This window comes from Mycobacterium sp. NGS69 (genome assembly GCF_059812165.1).
This window is the reverse complement of sequence record NZ_JCALCD010000002.1, coordinates 471,161-486,113: the sequence shown is the minus strand read 5'-3', so window position 1 is coordinate 486,113 and position 14,953 is coordinate 471,161. Positions and strand designations below refer to the sequence as shown.

The window sequence follows — 14,953 nt, the reverse complement described above, 5'->3', positions numbered from 1 at the left end:
CAACGTCTAGGTGATTAGTCGTTGCAATGCTATCGGGGTCGACGACCCTCAGGGCTGGCCAGGCTTGAGCCGCACGAACAGCGCGTCCGCCTCGGTCAGCAGGGTGTCGCCGTCGCTGAGCCGGCCGGACACGAAGATCTTGCGCCCGTCCACCCGGTCGATGCCGGCCTCGAACTGTAGTTCCTTTTCGATCGGCACGATGTGGCGGTAGTCGATCTTGAGGTAGGCGGTGCGTTGGCGCGGACCGCCGGTGATCACCGAGGACGTCAGCCCGAGCACGCTGTCGAACAGCATCCCCAGCGCCCCGCCGTGCACGGCGCCGTTGCGCCCCAGGTGGAACCGGGTGAAGCGCGCCCAGCCGTGGATGCGGCCGTCGTCGCCTTTGGTCGCTTTCATCGGGATGCTCAAGATGTTGCCGCGCATGGGCAGGTCCATCCGGCGCCCGGACGGCGACTCCCACTCGTCGGCGTCGTAGGGGCTCAGCAGCGCCGAGAGCTTCTCCAACTGGTCGGCGGCCTCGGTGATCACGGCGTCGGGCGCGTCGACGGCGCGGGCGTGGTCCTGCAGCCGGCGGACCGCGTCGATGAACCGGCCGTAATCGGGGCCGCCCTTGGTCGTCGGCTCGGGCGGGTTGAAGCCGCCGCCGGGGTGTTTGTGATGGTCGCCGGCCACCAGGACACCGTATCGGTGTCAGGGAGGATTACCCGTGCTGGCCGGACGCGCCGGTGCCACCGCCGGTTCCGTTGCCGCCGGCGTTGCCGTTGCTGGTTGACCCGGTACCGAAGGCGCCGCCGGCGCCGAACCCGCCGCCCATGCCACCGGTTCCCCCGGCGCCGCCGACGCCGGCGGCGCCGCCGACGCCCACCGGGCCCATCAGCAACCCGCCGGTCCCGCCCGCGCCGCCGAGTCCGCTGCCGCCGCCGTTGCCCCCGCCGCCGCCGGTGCCGCCGCTGCCGCCGCTGCCGCCGGAGCCGCCATGGTTGAAAAGGGCAGCCGTGGCGTTGCCACCCGGGCCCCCGTCGCCACCCATGCCGCCGCCGCCACCGGTGCCGCCCACACCGCCCACGCCGGCATTGCCGCCACTACCGCCGGCACCCAGCAACCCGGCAGCACCGCCGTTACCGCCCGCGCCACCAGCACCGCCGTTGCCGCCAAGGCCGCCCACCCCACCGCTGCCGCCAGTGCCGCCACCGCCACCAAACCCGGAGCCCGTGCTGAGGAGAGCGTCTCCACCAGTGCCGCCGGTACCGCCCAGGCCGCCGGTGGCACCGGTGCCCCCGATGCCACCTGCGCCTCCAGTGCCGCCGGCACCACCGCCGCCCACCAAGAAGCCGCCGTGACCGCCGTTGCCGCCCGCGCCCCCGATGCCGCCGACGCCGCCGGCCGAGCCCGTGCCCCCGCCGCCGCCGGAGCCACCAAGGCCGCCGAGGCCGGTTCCGTTCTGGAAGGCTTGCCCGCCGTTGCCTCCGGCGCCACCCGCACCCCCGGGCGCCGAGCCCAAAGTCCCGTTGCCGCCGCGGCCCCCGACGGCATCGCCGGAGCCGCCGGAGGGTCCAGCGGCCACGCCCCCGAGGCCCCCGGCACCCCCGTTGCCGCCCGTACCGCCGGGTCCGCCGGCACCGGCAAGAGCGGTTCCTGTGCCGCTTTCGACGTTTGCCAGCCCGCCAAATCCGCCGGTGCCGCCGGTGGCGCCAAGTCCGCCGTCGACGCCGGCGCCGCCGGCGCCCCCACTGGCGCTGGCATTATTTACAGCTTCGGAGAAACCCGCGGCACCCATGGCCGCCGTGCCGCTGACCGTGGGATTGACACCATTGGCCCCGGTCAAGCCGGTGCCGCCCTGCCCCCCGGCGCCGCCGTTGCCGAAGAGGAAGGCGTTGCCGCCGGTGCCACCGTGGCCGGGCAGGCCGCCGTTGATTCCGGCGAGCGCGGTCCCTCCCTGCCCACCGATCCCGCCGCTGCCGTACAGCAATCCGCCCCTACCGCCGGTGCCGCCGGAGGCCCCGGCCCCACCCATCCCGCCGGCCCCGCCGTTGCCGAGCAATCCCGCGGCACCGCCGTGGCCACCGGCCTGGCCGGCCAGGCCGTTGCCGCCCGGTCCGCCATTGCCGAACAACAAGCCGCCGGGTCCGCCGGCCTGTCCGGGGCCTCCGGGCGCGCCGTCACCGATCAGCGGGCGTCCCAAGACCGCCTGGGTGGGGGCGTTGATCACGCCCAGCACGTCTTGCTCGACGGTCTGCGCCGACACGTTGGCGGCCTCCGCGGCGACATACGACCCCACACCGGCATTCAGGGCGTGGACGAACTGCGCGTGAAACGACGCCGCCCGCGCGCTCAACGCCTGAAAGGCCTGCGCATGCCCGCCGAACAGCGTCGCGACGGCCGCCGACACCTCATCCGCGCCCGCCGCCAGCAGTGAAGTCGTCGGGCCCGCCGCCGCCGCGTGGGCCTCGCTGAGCGCGGATCCGATCCCCTGTAGGTCCCCCGCCGCCGCCGACAAAAACTCCGGCGCCGCAACCACAAACGACATTTCGGCCCTCCCGCCACGCGTGCAGCCGTATCGGGCCCGTCCGCGCGCCGGCGCGGCTACAGTAAGGGCCGCATGGGCCGCCCGGAGCGTTCCCCTCCACAGTGTGCGCTGGCGGGCGGGCGCGGTTGATCCGGAATTTTCCCTGTTTTTGCTAAGCGAGTGGCCGTGGAGTGTTTGCTGGAGCGACAGGCGGCGCTGGCCGAACTGACCGGGCTGGCTCGCGCGGCGCGTCGCGGCTCGGGCCGCGTGGCGTTGCTGCGCGGAGAGGCCGGAGTCGGCAAGACGGCGCTGATCAACGCCTTCGCGACTGCGCTGGACGGTTCGGAACGGCTGTTGGTGGGTTGGTGCGATCCGCTGGCGGCGCCGCGCCCGTTGGGCCCGGTGCTCGACGCGCTGGCCGGATTCGGGCCCGCGGCGGCCGGCGGTCTGGTCAAGGCGATCGAATCCGGCGACACCGGGGCGTTGTATCGGCGGCTACTGGCGATATTGCGCGACGGGCAGCGCTGGGTGTGGGTTATCGAGGACGCCCACTGGGCCGATAGTTCGACATTGGATCTGATTCGTTTCCTGGCCCGGCGCATCGCGTCGCTGCCGCTGCTGCTGGTGATCTCCTACCGCGACGACGAGATCGACCGCCAGCTCCCACTGTCCGTGGCGCTGGGGGATGTGGCGACCTGCGCCGCGGTCAGCCGCGTCGCGTTGGAGGCACTAAGCCGAGATGCGGTGGCGGTCCTGGCCGCCGGCAGCGGGTTCAACGCCGACCAGCTACACCGCCTCACCGGGGGAAACCCCTTCTACGTCAGCGAGGTGTTGGCCTGCGGCGTCGACGCGCTGGATCGGAACGTCTTGCCGAGCAGCGTCTCAGAAGCGGTGTGGGGCCGGCTGGTTCGGCTGTCGAGGGGGGCGTGCGAGACCGCACAAGCGGTCGCGGTCTGTGGGCCGCGCGCCGACACGGCGCTGGTGCAAAAGGTGTGCCCGGGCGCCGGCGCGGCTCTGGACGAATGCCTGGACGCGGGGGTGCTGGTCGCCAAGGGGGACGCGATCGGGTTTCGCCACGAGTTGGCGCGGCTGGCCACGCTGTCTCGCATCCCCGACTATCGGCGCCGGCTGCTGCACAAGCGCGCGCTCGTCGCATTGGCCGAACCACCGATTGACCCGAACATGTTGCCGGCGCTGGTCTTTCACGCCGACCAAGTCGGCGATGGTGACGCGGTGACGCGTTTCGGCCCGACGGCGGCGGAGCGGGCCGCGGCGCTGGGCGCGCACGCTGAGGCCGCCGAGCTGTACGGCCTGACGCTGCGGCATCGGGGCACCGCCCCTCCCGAGCAGGAGGCGCAGTGGCTGGAGGGCCACGCGTTCGAAAGCTACCTGTGCGGGCTGGCGGCGGCGTCGATGTCGTCGTGGCGTGCGGCCATCGATGTCCGCCACCAACTCGGTCATCGACTCGAAGAGGGCGACGACCTGCGCTGGCTGTCCCATCTGCTGGAGCCGCTCGGACGTACCTCCGAAGCCATCGAGGCGGGCCGCGCCTCACTTCGGCTACTCGATGATCTCGGTCCCTCCCCGCAGCTGGCCTGGTCGCTGATCAACATGGCGCACTCGTGCACCGTGGTGAGCTACGACCTGTCGGCAGCCGCCGAATATGCCGACCGCGCACTGACTCTCGGCGTCCAATTGGACGACCCCGGCGTCGTCATCCGCGCACGCGGCTATCAGGCGATGGGCCGTGTATTCCGTGGGAACACCGGCTGGGATGACTTCGATGCGGTCTGGCGCGACGCACTGGGCAGGCCGGACCTGACCGAACATGCGGCGGTGTTGGGCGTACTCATATCTTCGGCCGCCGCGCTGCGGCGCGAGCCCGCCCGCGCCGAGGGCTATCTCAGCCGTGCGGCGGCCTTCTGCGACGACCACGACTTGGTCATGTTCCAGGCACTGATTACCGGAGCGGAGGCGCTGACCAGGTTGCACCGAGGCAGTTGGGCCGAGGCCGCGCTGCTCGCCGAGCAAGTCCTGACCCGCACGGATCTGAGCCCGCAGCACCGAATCCTGCCGCTCGTTGTGCTTGCGCTGACCCGCGCGCGCCGCGGCGAGCGGCCGGGGGACCTGCTCGATGAAGCCCTCGAATCCACGGCCGGCAACGTGATCCGGCTGCAGGTGTGGGCGGCGCGCGCGGAGGCGGCGTGGTTGGCCGGCGACGACGACACCGCGCTCGCCGAGGCCCGGGCGGGGTTGGCGGCCCGCCCCGCCGAAGCCGATGCGTGGTTGGTCGAACCCCTGCGGCGGTGGATGTGCCTGGCCGGCGGTGACGCCGACGATGCAGGTGACTGGCAAGCAGCCGCGGCGGCGTGGACAGGCCGCAACTGCCCCTACGACGCGGCGATCGCTGCGCTGAGCGGCGACATCGCCGCAGTGGAATCGGCGCTCGCGACGTTTCGCCGCCTCGGTGCGCGCGCCTCGGCCCGTCGCGCCCAGCAGCGCCTGGCCGCGTTGCGCGGTCTGACCCGTCGCGGCCCCGGCGCCAAAACGCTCGCCGACCCCAACGGGTTGACACGCCGCGAACGCCAAGTGCTCGAGCTACTCGCCGCCGGGAAAAGCGACGCTCAGATCGCCGCCGCGCTGCACATCAGCCCCAGAACCGCCGGCGGCCATGTGAGTTCGATCCTCGTCAAACTCGGCGTCGCCAACCGCACACAAGCCGCTACCCACGCCCGGCAAACCAGCGACGCTTGAGGAAATCTGCCCGCGAGAGTGCAACTACCGACGGTGCCACTCGCGAAACGCGTCGGTAGTGGCACTTTCGCGGTGGTTAGACCGTCCGCTGGGCCCCCGCGGCCGCCAGGGTCTCGAACTCCTCGTCGGTCAGCGTGATCTCGGCGGCCGCGACGTTCTCCTCCAGGTGCGCGACGCTGGACGTGCCCGGGATCGGCAGCATCACCGGCGAGCGCTTCAGCAGCCAGGCCAGCGCCAGCTGCGACGGGCTCGCGTCGTGCTCGGCGGCGATGCGCTGAAGCGGCCCGTCGGGCGCCGCGAGCGGCCCGGCGGCCAGCGGGAACCACGGGATGAAGCCGATGCCCTGGCGGGTCGCGGCGTCCAGCAGCGGCTCCGCGCCCCGGGACGCCACGTTGTACATGTTCTGCACCGACACGATCTCGGCGATCTGCTGGGCCGCGGTGAGCTGGTCGACGTCGATCTCGGACAGGCCGATGTGGCGGATCTTGCCCTCGTTCTTCAACTTGAGCAGCTCACCCACCTGGTCGGCCAGCGGGAAGTTCGGGTCGATGCGGTGCAGCTGGAACAGGTCGATGGTCTCGACGCCGAGGCGGCGCAGGCTCATCTCGCATTCCTGGCGCAGGTAGCTGGGATTGCCCAGCGGGACCCAGACATCCGGGCCGGTGCGCAGCAGCCCCGCCTTGGTGGCGATCACCAGGCCCTCATAGGGATGCAGCGCCTCGTGAATGATCTCCTCGGAGACGTACGGGCCGTAGGAGTCCGCGGTGTCGATGAAATTCACCCCGAGCTCGACGGCGCGCCGCAACACCCGGACGCATTCGGCGCGGTCGGCGGGCGGGCCCCAGACGCCCTTGCCGGTCAGGCGCATGGCGCCGAAACCGAGTCGGTTGACGGTCAGGTCGCCGCCGAGGGTGAACGTTCCGGATGCTTGGGCAACAGTCTGAGTGGTCACTTCCTCGACCGTACGCTGAACACGTGGACCTGGAAACGCTCGAAGGACTTCCGCTCACTTACACCGAGGTGGGCGCCACCTCCGACGGCGAGCTGCCCGCGGGATACGACCATCAACACGTCGAGCGCCAAATCGGCACGGGCCGAGAGCGTTTCGAGCGGGCCGCCGACGCGGTCATGCGCTGGGGCATGCAACGTGGCTCCGGGCTGCGCGTGCAGGCCAGCTCCGACGTCGCCGTCGTCGACGCGGTGTTGGTGGTGCGGATGGGCTTTCTGCCGGCGCCGTGCCGGGTGGTCTACGTCGTCGACGAGCCCGACATCCGGGGCTTTGCCTACGGCACCCTGCCCGGGCATCCGGAGTCCGGCGAGGAACGCTTCGTCGTGCGCCGCGACCCGGCCACCGACGCGGTCTACGCGGAGGTGTCGGCGTTCTCCAGGCCCGCGGCCTGGTGGACCAAGGCCGGCGGTCCGGCCATCAGGGCGGCCCAGCGCGTCATCGCCCGGCGCTACCTGCGCGCGGTATAGCCGATGCTGCCGACGTGCACGCCCTGCGCCAGCCGGGCCAGCGCGACGGCGCCGACCAGCAAGCCGAAGTCGCGCAGCGCGATGTCGTAGAAGCCGGGCACGGTGACCAGGTCGATAATGATGCCGGCCAGCCAGGCCGCCACCACCCACGCACCGAAGCGTGGCGCCACCGCCACTAACACACCGGCCACGATCTCGATCACGCCCACCACGTACATGAGCTGGTCGGCGGTGCCCGGGACGACGCCGTCGATCCAGCCGGCCAGGTACATGCTCCAGTGATGCGGGTGGGTCAGCACGTTGAAGAACTTGTCCAGCCCCATCACGATCGGCGCGATCGTGAAGACCGTGCGAAGCGCGAGGTAGGCCGAGTAGGCCGGGTCCCTCAACTGGTCGCCGAGGCCGGGGGTGGCGGAGTCGTGCGTGGTGCTCATGGTTGCCTCCATTCCTAACGGATAATAACTTGTACGTTAGATCCGTTACACTGTAGCGTCAAGCATTTTGTCTGTTAGAGACGAAGGTCGGATGGACGACGGGAACGCGCTGCAGCGGGACGCGGCCGGCATCGGCGCGCTCGCCGATCCGGTGCGCCGCCGGCTCTACGAATTCGTGTGCTCGCAGCCGGCGCCGGTGAGCCGCGACCAGGCGGCCGACGCCGTCGGCATCCCGCTCCACCAGGCCAAGTTCCACCTGGACCGGCTGACCGCCGAGGGCCTGCTGGAAACCGACTACGCGCGGTTGACGGGCCGCTCCGGCCCCGGCGCGGGGCGCACGTCCAAGCTGTATCGCCGGGCGCCCCGCGACATCGCGGTCAGCCTGCCGCAGCGCGAGTACGAGCTGGCCGGTCGCCTGATGGCGACCGCGATCGCGCGGTCGGCCGACACCGGCGAGCCCGTCGTCGAAGAGCTGAACCGGGTGGCCCGCGATTATGGCCGGACGATCACCGCCACTACGGTTTTGGCGGCACGGCCGCCAAATGACGCCTCGGCGGCGATGGACCTCGCGCTGCGGGTGCTGCGCAGGTACGGCTACGAACCCCGGCCCGCCGACGGCGAGGTCGAACTCGCCAACTGCCCGTTCCACGCGCTGGCGCAGGAGCAGACGGAGCTGGCCTGCAACATGAACCACGCGCTGATCACCGGCGTGGCCGACGCGCTGGCGCCGCACGGCCCCGACGCCCGGCTGTGCCCCCGGCCGGACCGGTGTTGTGTGGTGCTCAGGGTCCCCAGGCGCCCAGCAGGCGCTCCGCACCCGCGCACATCTGCTCGATGACCTCCCCCACCGACGCGTCGTCGCGGATCATCCCGACGCCCTCGCCGGCATCGACGGGGGCGACGCGGCGATCGTCGGCCGCGACGGCGGCTTCCAGTTCGTCGCACGCCGACACATCGAGCGCTTCCTCGTGGCCCGTCCAGCGCGCGACGAAGTCGTTGGCCAACACGCGCGACGGGAACCGCGCCGGCCAGGGCAGCCCCCTGGCGACGTCGAAGGCCCGGGTGACGGCCGTGTCGGTGGCCCGGGCGGCGATCAGCGCGCGGCGGCTGCCGTCACCGGTGAGCGCCTCCGGGCAGGCCGCCAGCCGGGTGCCCACCCACGCCCCGCAGGCCCCGGCGGCGAGCACGGCGGCCAGGCTCCGCGCCGAGGCGACGCCACCGCCCGCGAGGACGGGCACCGCGACCGCGTCCAACACGTCGTCGAGCAACGGCAGCGTCGCGAGTTTGACCTCGCCATGCCCGCCGCCCTCGGCCCCCCGCGCGACCAGGATGTCGACGCCGGCGTCGACGGCCTTGCGGGCACCCAGGCCGTCGTAAACCTGTGTGACGGTGAGGATTCCGGCGTCGTGCGCCTTCGCGACCCACGACCAGTCGGTGCCGAAACTGACCGACAGCAGCGCGGGTCCGGCCGCCAGCGCATCGTCGAGCAGCCCCTCCTGGGTGCGAATCACCCAGTCCACCAAGCCGATTCCGAATCTTTGCGGCACGTGCCGCAGCTGGGCGCGCAGCAGTTCGGAGTTGCCGTCACTGCCCATGCCGACCATGCCCAGCCCGCCGGCCGCGGTCACGGCGGCGGCCAGCCGGCCACCGGCGACCCCGCCCATCGGGGCGTTGACGATCGGCACCCGCAGCCCGAAACCTCTTGACCAGGGCGTGGATAGCATCGGTGCTAATGGGCCCCGGGCTGGCTCTTCAGCACCGTCAGCATGACCACCGAATCCTCGACGGCGTGCAGCGCGTGCCGCTCCGCCGGGATCGCGACGTAGTCGCCGGCCTTGCCGTCCCAGGCGTCGCCACCGGTCGTCAGGCGCACGTGACCCTGCAGCACCTGCAGCGTCGCCTCGCCGGAGCTGTCGTGTTCCGACAGGTCGTGGCCGGCGAGCAGGGCCAGCACGGTCTGCCGAAGCTCGTGGGTGTGACCACCGTGAATGGTGTGCGCGGCGCGTCCGCTGTGCGACCGCCCGGCCTCGGCGAGTTTTTCGGAGGCCAGGCCGGTCAACGAGATGGATTCCATGGTCGTCCCCTTCCGTCGTGCACGTCCGCGATCAGCCGGTCAATAGCAGTATCCCCGCCACGAGCAAGGCCACGGTCTTGACCGCCTCCAGGCCGACGTAGGCGTAGTGCGCGTGGGACCGCGGCCCCTCCGATCCGGCGAGCACCGCATCGGAGCGGCGGGTCAGCCGGGGGCGCACCGCGATCAGCTGGATCGCCAGGGCGGCGATGGCGACGGCGAACGCCGCCAGGATCCGCGGCGGGGTGGATCCCCCGGTTCCCGGTGCCACGATCGCGACGATGACGAGGGCGAAGGCGACCTCGATGGTGTTGAGCGCGCGAAAGACCAGGCGCCCGATGCCCAGCCCGATCTGCAACGTCACGTTGGGCGCGCGGAACTTCAGCGGGGCCTCGAGGAACGAGATGGCCAGCACCATGCCGAGCCAGACGAAGGTGACCGCGACCGCGATCGCCGATCCGGTGCTCACCGGGCGGACCCGGCCGGCGAGATGTGGGCCAGGCACAGATCCGGTTCGACGAACGCATCGAGGCGGTCGACGGAAATCGGTGCCCCCCAGGTCTCCAGGGCTCCCTGCATCAGCCCGAGGTGGATCGGGCACACGACGGCGCTGCGGGTTTCGGCCAGTTCGAGGAACGGGCAGTGCCGCAGGCCGACCACCTGCTTCCCGTCGGAGGTCCGGCGTTCCGGGGCGAACCCGAGGTCGTCGAGCACCCCGACCAGCCGGTCGACCGCGTCCTCGGCGCTGCGGGCCTTCGGCCCCTTCCTGCGCGATTCGACGCTGCGTCCCCACGCCTTCCCCGCGGCCACCGCCTTCGCGCGCGGATTCCGGTCGGCGGCCAGCGCCTCGGTCAGGACCTCGGCGAGCATGCGGTAGTGGCGCGTCCCGCCACGATCCATCTGCCGCACCGCCTGGAACATCAGGGGTGGGCGCCCGGGGCCCTTGGGGTCGTGCTCGACCTGCTCCACCTGGCGGCTCGCGAGCAGGCTGTCGAGGTGGAAGCGCACGGTATTCGGGTGCACGCCAAGCTGTTCGGCGATCGCAACGATGCTCAGCGGAACGGGCGACGACCGCAATAGCCGCAGCACCTCACGGCGGCGGCGACCGGTGTTTTCTCCGACTGACGTAATGCCGCTCACGCTCCTTTGGTCTCGTCGGCCCTGGCTTGGGCGGCGACCAGCGGTGTGTCGACACCGAGCGGCCCGACTTTGGCCGCCCCGCCAGGCGATCCCAACGGCTCGTCCCGGCCGGGCAGGACTTCGGTGAAGAACGCCTCATTATCGGCCACGTAGGGGTGGAGCTCCGCAGGCAGGTCGTCTTCGTAGTAGATCGCCTCCACCGGGCACACCGGCTCGCACGCGCCGCAGTCAACGCATTCGTCGGGGTGGATGTAGAGCGACCTGCCGCCCTCGTAGATGCAGTCGACGGGACACTCGTCGACGCAAGCCCGGTCCATCACGTCGATGCACGGCTTTCCGATCACGTACGTCATGCGCTACAGTTTACACAATCATGCTTGTAAAAACCAAAGAGTTGCGGAAACCACATGGCCGACACCGAAGTTGACGTGCGCGAGTTGCGCAAGCAGGACAAGCACCCGACGATCTTCGCGGCCTACGCCGCGCTGGGGGTCGGCGATTCCTTCGTGCTGGTGAACAATCACGACCCCAAGCACCTGCGGGCCGAGTTCGACGCCGACCTGCCCGGTAGTTACGGCTGGGAATACGTCGAGAAGGGCCCGCGGGTCTGGCGGATCCGGATCAGCAAGCTCTTCGCCGCGAAAACTTCTGTGCCACTCTGCTCGCCGGATCGGTGACAAACGCCCCTGCTGGAACCCACCCGGCCCCGATACGGTCGTGCGTGAACGGCCACGCCGACGAATCGAGGACTGGAGATGTCATCGCAGCACGCACGTTTGGGAATCGTCGTCGGAATCGACGACTCGCCGGCCGCAAGGACGGCGGTGCAGTGGGCGGCGCGCGACGCCGAGCTGCGCAACGTTCCGCTGACCCTGGTGCACGCGGTTTCCCCGGAGGTTTCGACCTGGCTGAGGACTCCCGTGCCCGCCGGGGTGCTGCGCTGGCAGCAGGAACACGGACGCCGGCTGATCGACGAGGCGCTCAAGGTCGTCGAAGCGGCCTCGCGGAACGGCGGCCCGGCCGGCATCCACACCGAAATCCTTTCCTCGGGAGCGGTTCCCACGCTGATCGACTTGTCCAAGGATGCGGACATGTTGGTCACGGGGGCGCAGGGCAGCGGCCGGTGGCCCGGCCGGCTGCTCGGCTCGGTCAGTTCGGCTCTGCTGCGCCACGCGCATTGCCCGGTCGCGATAATCCACGAGGACCCACCGCGCGCCGGCCAGGGACCGGTATTGCTCGGCGTCGACGGCTCACCGGCATCCGAGCCGGCGACCGCGATCGCCTTCGACGAGGCCTCCCGCCGGAACGCGGACTTGGTGGCCCTGCACGCGTGGAACGATCTCGATATCTCGGAATGGCCCGAACTTGATTGGCCCGCAACACAATCTGCGGCCGAAGAGGTATTGGCCGAGCGGTTGGCGGGCTGGCAGGAGCGGTACCCCGACGTGGGGGTAACCCGCGCCGTCGTGCAGGCGCAGCCGGCGCGCCAGCTCGTCACGCAGTCCGCGGGCGCGCAGCTGGTGGTGGTCGGCAGCCGGGGCCGCGGTGGTTTCGCCGGGATGCTGGTGGGATCCGTCGGCGAAGCCGTCGCCCAAATGGCGCAGGCGCCCGTGATCGTGGCGCGGGACGCCCCGGCCTAGTTGCCCAAACCGTGGTCCCCCACGAGGTGGGCATCGTCGGGGCGGAATCGCAGCCGCCCCGCCACCACCGAACGGGCGACGTCGGTGAGCGACTTTTGGTGGTTGTAGGCATACCCGCGCAACCGCACCAACGCCTGCAGGGGTGACACGCCGAGTTGCTCGGAAAGCAAGCCTGCCGCTTGGTGCACCTCGGCGTGCCACAGCACCGGACCGGGCCGGTTGGCGTGCTGCGCTTCCGGTGGCGGGATGCCACATTGGGCGTCGAGCACGAGCAGCAGCGCGGTGTCGGCATAGATCAACGCGTCCATCAACCGGCCCTGGTCGAGGTGGCCCGTGGCGTCGCCGTAGAGGTCGAGCACCCCGACCTCGAGGGCGCCCAGCGCCAGCGGAAGGCTGTACATCGCGCGTATCCCGAGCCGACCCGCCGCCGGCGCGAAGATCGGCCAGCGGCGCTGGCTCAGCGGCGCGGCCAGATCACTTACGAGGATCGGCCTGCCGCGCGCCAGCGCATCGACCCCCGGGCCCTGCCCCAGCGTCACCTGCAGCTCTTCGGCCTGGCCGGCTCGCGAATCCGTGATATATGCGGGTTTCAACGTCCAGCTGTCGCTCGTCAGAAGCAGACCGGCGGCGCTGGCACCGACTGCCTCCACGCAGGCCAGGCACGCGTGCCCCGGGGAGATCGGGGCTCCGTCGCGCCCTGCGAGCGACGCGATCGACGCCCAAATCCGGGAATTACGGTCACCGTTCACAAAGCCACGTTTCGCATCCGGCGATCATTGTCACGCGATCACCGTCGCAGAAGAGCCGAACGTCGCTTCCTTGTGCCGACGCGCTAGCGGACGACGAGCACCGAGCATTCGGGGTGGTGGAAAAGCGGGTGCCCGTGCGGGCCGACCAGCCGGGCCAACTGGCCGGCCTCGGCGCCGCTGATGACGGCGAGCAGGACTCGCTCGTCATTGGCGGCCAGGAATCCGGCGATGGCTTGCTTGGTGGTGATCGGGTAGACGCGCACCTCGGGGTTCCGCCGCCGCCAGTCCTCCACCCGGCGTTCGAACTGACCGTCGGCGTGCTCGGTGAGATCCTCCGGCCGTCCGCCGAGGACGAGCATGGGCGCCCGCCGCAATTTCGCCTCCCCCACAGCGTGTTTGACGACGACGTCGTTGTCGCGGGCGTCGGTCATCCGGACCACGATCCAGTTGATGTCCGGCGGCGGCTGGTCGACATCCGTGCGCAGGATCGCCACCGGGCAATGCGCCTTCTCGGCCAGCTCGGTCGCCGTCGAACCCAGGATCGAGCGGGCGTAACGCCCGATTCCGGTGGACCCGACGCAGATCATCTCGGCATCCGAGGAGGCCTCGACCAGCAGCGCGCCGGCCGGCCCGCGACCGATCTCGGTTTCGACGGTGACGGGTTTTCCGCATGCCTCGATCGCGGATCGCGCCTCCCGAAGCGAATGCTCGGCGTGGGTGAGGTCGCGGGCGTAGTCGTCCGGGGACGGGTGCGTCGGCTTCATGACCGCGACAAGGCGGAGCGGCACGTGGCGGCTGATGGCCTCGTCGACACCCCACAGCGCGGCCGTGATCGCCGCCGACGAGCCGTCGATGCCCGCGATGATCGATTTCATAACCCTCCCAACACCTTTCGGCCGCTAAATGGGAGACGTCGTGGCCGGTCCATGTTGGGCAAGCCGGTAGACATCCATCAACCGCGTGAGGTCGCTCGGCGTGACAATGCCGACCACCTCGCCGTCGTCGCGCACCAGGGCGCGGCTCCGGGGACCCGCCGGTGCCATCCGCTCGAGCAGGGCGGTCAGCGGCTCCCGCGGCCCGGCGGTGGGCACCGCGTCCAGCGGCAGGGCGATGTCCCGCACCCGCGTGCTGCCACGCGCGGTCGGCGCGACGTCGCGCAGCTGCGTCAGGGAGACCAGCCCCACGATCGATCCGTCGGGGTCGGCCACTGGATATGCCGAATGACGGTCGCCCAGCACATAGCGCTGGATGAAATCCTCGACCGTGATCCAACCGGGCGCGGTGTGTGGCCGCGCGGTCATCGCGTCGGAGACGTGCACCCCGGCGAACAGCTGTTGGGTCGAAATCCGGGTCTCCTCCTCGCGGCTGGCCACGAAGATGAACCAGCCGAGAAAGGCCAACCAGACGCCACCCACGAGGCCGCCCGCGACGAATTGGGCTAAGCCCAAAGCGATCAGGACGAACGCGACGATCCGTCCGGCACGCGCCGCGCCGATCCCGGCGCGCACGATGTCGCCGTGGCGGCGCCACAGGTAGGCCCGCAGCACGCGGCCGCCGTCCAGCGGGGCTCCCGGCAACAGGTTGAACACGCCCAGCAAAAGGTTGATGAAGGCCAGCCACGAGGCGACGCCGACGACGACGGGAGCGGCCCGAACGGTGTCCAGCACGGCGACCAGTCCGCCGAAGCCCGCCGCCAGCGCCAGGCTGGTGACGGGCCCCGCGATCGCGATCCGGAAGGCCGACTTGGGTGTCTTCGCCTCGCCGCCGAGCGTGGTCACCCCGCCGAACAACCAGAGCGTCACGCTTCCCACCGCTACACCTGCGCGACGCGCGACCACCGCATGCGCGAGCTCGTGGGCCAACAGCGACGCCAGCAGCACCAGCGCGCCACAAACCCCGGCGAGCCAATAGACCAGGGGCGTATACCCTTTGACGGTGCTTGGCAGCGTGCTGGCGAGGCTCCACGTGAACAACCAAAGGATGACCAGGACGCTCCAGTGCACCTTCACCGGAAAACCGGCGACCCGTCCTAACGGGATCGCATCGCGCACTTTTCAACCTCCAAGGTCGCGGGCCGACAACACCTGCTGCCGAAATTAGGACCGCGCCGTGCCCGCCACTAGGGTCGTTGGACCTCCCCTGGCGGCCAATGGACCTGCCCGACGGGAGTCTGCTGAGTACCC

Annotated in this window: 17 protein-coding genes; 5 read left to right on the top strand and 12 right to left on the bottom strand. The window is 70.9% G+C overall.

Translation table 11 applies throughout. The features are described from left to right. Nucleotides 1–48: 48 nt before the first annotated feature. Both AC5Y2S_RS07675 and AC5Y2S_RS07670 read right to left on the bottom strand, forming a co-directional pair. Nucleotides 49–672 carry a PaaI family thioesterase gene (locus AC5Y2S_RS07675; protein ID WP_499902296.1) on the bottom strand — a complete coding sequence of 208 codons (624 nt, stop codon included), beginning with the start codon at nucleotides 670–672 and terminating at the stop codon, nucleotides 49–51. Nucleotides 673–700: 28 nt separating this feature from the next. Then, nucleotides 701–2,527 carry a PE family protein gene (locus tag AC5Y2S_RS07670; RefSeq protein WP_499955127.1) on the bottom strand — a complete coding sequence of 609 codons (1,827 nt, stop codon included), beginning with the start codon at nucleotides 2,525–2,527 and terminating at the stop codon, nucleotides 701–703. A gap of 159 nt (nucleotides 2,528–2,686) precedes the next feature. Between AC5Y2S_RS07670 and AC5Y2S_RS07665 the strand changes: the two genes are divergently transcribed. After that, entirely contained in the window at nucleotides 2,687–5,260 is a 2,574-nt protein-coding gene (locus AC5Y2S_RS07665) for an ATP-binding protein (protein ID WP_499955121.1), read from the top strand. A gap of 76 nt (nucleotides 5,261–5,336) precedes the next feature. Here AC5Y2S_RS07665 and AC5Y2S_RS07660 read toward each other — a convergent pair whose 3' ends face one another. Then, nucleotides 5,337–6,212, bottom strand: a complete 876-nt coding sequence (locus tag AC5Y2S_RS07660) for an aldo/keto reductase (RefSeq protein ID WP_499955120.1) — start codon at nucleotides 6,210–6,212, stop codon at nucleotides 5,337–5,339. 23 nt (nucleotides 6,213–6,235) lie between these two features. On the opposite strand from AC5Y2S_RS07660, the gene AC5Y2S_RS07655 reads away from it, so the two are divergent. Next, nucleotides 6,236–6,736, top strand: coding sequence for a DUF1990 domain-containing protein (locus AC5Y2S_RS07655; protein ID WP_499955118.1), 501 nt, complete (start codon nucleotides 6,236–6,238; stop codon nucleotides 6,734–6,736). Here AC5Y2S_RS07655 and AC5Y2S_RS07650 read toward each other — a convergent pair. After that, nucleotides 6,718–7,170 (bottom strand): Rv2617c family stress response/phage resistance protein, encoded by a 453-nt coding sequence (locus tag AC5Y2S_RS07650; protein ID WP_499955116.1) that lies wholly within the window; start codon nucleotides 7,168–7,170, stop codon nucleotides 6,718–6,720. The genes AC5Y2S_RS07655 and AC5Y2S_RS07650 overlap by 19 nt on opposite strands. Nucleotides 7,171–7,261: 91 nt before the next feature. Between AC5Y2S_RS07650 and AC5Y2S_RS07645 the strand changes: the two genes are divergently transcribed. Continuing rightward, nucleotides 7,262–8,008: a helix-turn-helix transcriptional regulator gene (locus AC5Y2S_RS07645; RefSeq protein ID WP_499955115.1), complete on the top strand. Its 747-nt coding sequence runs from the start codon at nucleotides 7,262–7,264 to the stop codon at nucleotides 8,006–8,008. Here the strand turns inward: AC5Y2S_RS07645 and AC5Y2S_RS07640 are convergent. From AC5Y2S_RS07640 to fdxA, 5 genes are read right to left on the bottom strand one after another with little or no spacing between them, the layout of a single operon-like run. Further along, entirely contained in the window at nucleotides 7,953–8,894 is a 942-nt protein-coding gene (locus tag AC5Y2S_RS07640; RefSeq protein WP_499955113.1) for an NAD(P)H-dependent flavin oxidoreductase, read from the bottom strand. The two genes, AC5Y2S_RS07645 and AC5Y2S_RS07640, sit on opposite strands and share 56 nt — an antisense overlap. A 5-nt stretch (nucleotides 8,895–8,899) precedes the next feature. Continuing rightward, nucleotides 8,900–9,244 (bottom strand): cupin domain-containing protein, encoded by a 345-nt coding sequence (locus AC5Y2S_RS07635; RefSeq protein WP_499955111.1) that lies wholly within the window; start codon nucleotides 9,242–9,244, stop codon nucleotides 8,900–8,902. A 31-nt stretch (nucleotides 9,245–9,275) separates the two neighbouring features. Next, nucleotides 9,276–9,710 carry a hypothetical protein gene (locus tag AC5Y2S_RS07630; protein ID WP_499955109.1) on the bottom strand — a complete coding sequence of 145 codons (435 nt, stop codon included), beginning with the start codon at nucleotides 9,708–9,710 and terminating at the stop codon, nucleotides 9,276–9,278. Further along, nucleotides 9,707–10,381, bottom strand: coding sequence for a helix-turn-helix transcriptional regulator (locus tag AC5Y2S_RS07625; RefSeq protein ID WP_499955107.1), 675 nt, complete (start codon nucleotides 10,379–10,381; stop codon nucleotides 9,707–9,709). The genes AC5Y2S_RS07630 and AC5Y2S_RS07625 overlap by 4 nt, the downstream gene beginning before the upstream one ends. Continuing rightward, entirely contained in the window at nucleotides 10,378–10,734 is a 357-nt protein-coding gene (fdxA, locus tag AC5Y2S_RS07620; RefSeq protein WP_499955105.1) for a ferredoxin, read from the bottom strand. Before fdxA ends, AC5Y2S_RS07625 begins: the two co-directional genes overlap by 4 nt. A 54-nt stretch (nucleotides 10,735–10,788) precedes the next feature. On the opposite strand from fdxA, the gene AC5Y2S_RS07615 reads away from it, so the two are divergent. Both AC5Y2S_RS07615 and AC5Y2S_RS07610 read left to right on the top strand, forming a co-directional pair. After that, nucleotides 10,789–11,058: a DUF2249 domain-containing protein gene (locus tag AC5Y2S_RS07615; protein ID WP_499955103.1), complete on the top strand. Its 270-nt coding sequence runs from the start codon at nucleotides 10,789–10,791 to the stop codon at nucleotides 11,056–11,058. 78 nt (nucleotides 11,059–11,136) lie between these two features. Beyond that, a complete protein-coding gene (locus AC5Y2S_RS07610; RefSeq protein WP_499955101.1) occupies nucleotides 11,137–12,021 on the top strand; it encodes a universal stress protein in 885 nt (294 codons plus the stop codon). Here the strand turns inward: AC5Y2S_RS07610 and AC5Y2S_RS07605 are convergent. The 3 genes from AC5Y2S_RS07605 to AC5Y2S_RS07595 form a co-directional block, all read right to left on the bottom strand. Then, entirely contained in the window at nucleotides 12,018–12,770 is a 753-nt protein-coding gene (locus tag AC5Y2S_RS07605) for a GAF and ANTAR domain-containing protein (RefSeq protein ID WP_499955099.1), read from the bottom strand. The two genes, AC5Y2S_RS07610 and AC5Y2S_RS07605, sit on opposite strands and share 4 nt — an antisense overlap. An 83-nt stretch (nucleotides 12,771–12,853) precedes the next feature. Next, a complete protein-coding gene (locus tag AC5Y2S_RS07600) occupies nucleotides 12,854–13,645 on the bottom strand; it encodes a universal stress protein (protein ID WP_499955097.1) in 792 nt (263 codons plus the stop codon). Between the two features lie 24 nt (nucleotides 13,646–13,669). Beyond that, the gene (locus AC5Y2S_RS07595) at nucleotides 13,670–14,821 is read right to left on the bottom strand and encodes a site-2 protease family protein (RefSeq protein ID WP_499955095.1); all 1,152 of its coding nucleotides are present in this window, start codon (nucleotides 14,819–14,821) and stop codon (nucleotides 13,670–13,672) included. Nucleotides 14,822–14,953 lie beyond the last annotated feature (132 nt).

What these genes read in the sequence shown, in the direction of transcription:
- AC5Y2S_RS07670 (WP_499955127.1), bottom strand. Translation starts at nt 2,527, where the DNA reads ATGTCGTTTGTGGTTGCGGCGCCGGAGTTTTTGTCGGCGGCGGCGGGG.
- AC5Y2S_RS07650 (WP_499955116.1), bottom strand. Translation starts at nt 7,170, where the DNA reads ATGAGCACCACGCACGACTCCGCCACCCCCGGCCTCGGCGACCAGTTG.
- AC5Y2S_RS07645 (WP_499955115.1), top strand. Translation starts at nt 7,262, where the DNA reads ATGGACGACGGGAACGCGCTGCAGCGGGACGCGGCCGGCATCGGCGCG.
- AC5Y2S_RS07640 (WP_499955113.1), bottom strand. Translation starts at nt 8,894, where the DNA reads ATGCTATCCACGCCCTGGTCAAGAGGTTTCGGGCTGCGGGTGCCGATC.
- AC5Y2S_RS07635 (WP_499955111.1), bottom strand. Translation starts at nt 9,244, where the DNA reads ATGGAATCCATCTCGTTGACCGGCCTGGCCTCCGAAAAACTCGCCGAG.
- fdxA (WP_499955105.1), bottom strand. Translation starts at nt 10,734, where the DNA reads ATGACGTACGTGATCGGAAAGCCGTGCATCGACGTGATGGACCGGGCT.
- AC5Y2S_RS07615 (WP_499955103.1), top strand. Translation starts at nt 10,789, where the DNA reads ATGGCCGACACCGAAGTTGACGTGCGCGAGTTGCGCAAGCAGGACAAG.
- AC5Y2S_RS07610 (WP_499955101.1), top strand. Translation starts at nt 11,137, where the DNA reads ATGTCATCGCAGCACGCACGTTTGGGAATCGTCGTCGGAATCGACGAC.
- AC5Y2S_RS07600 (WP_499955097.1), bottom strand. Translation starts at nt 13,645, where the DNA reads ATGAAATCGATCATCGCGGGCATCGACGGCTCGTCGGCGGCGATCACG.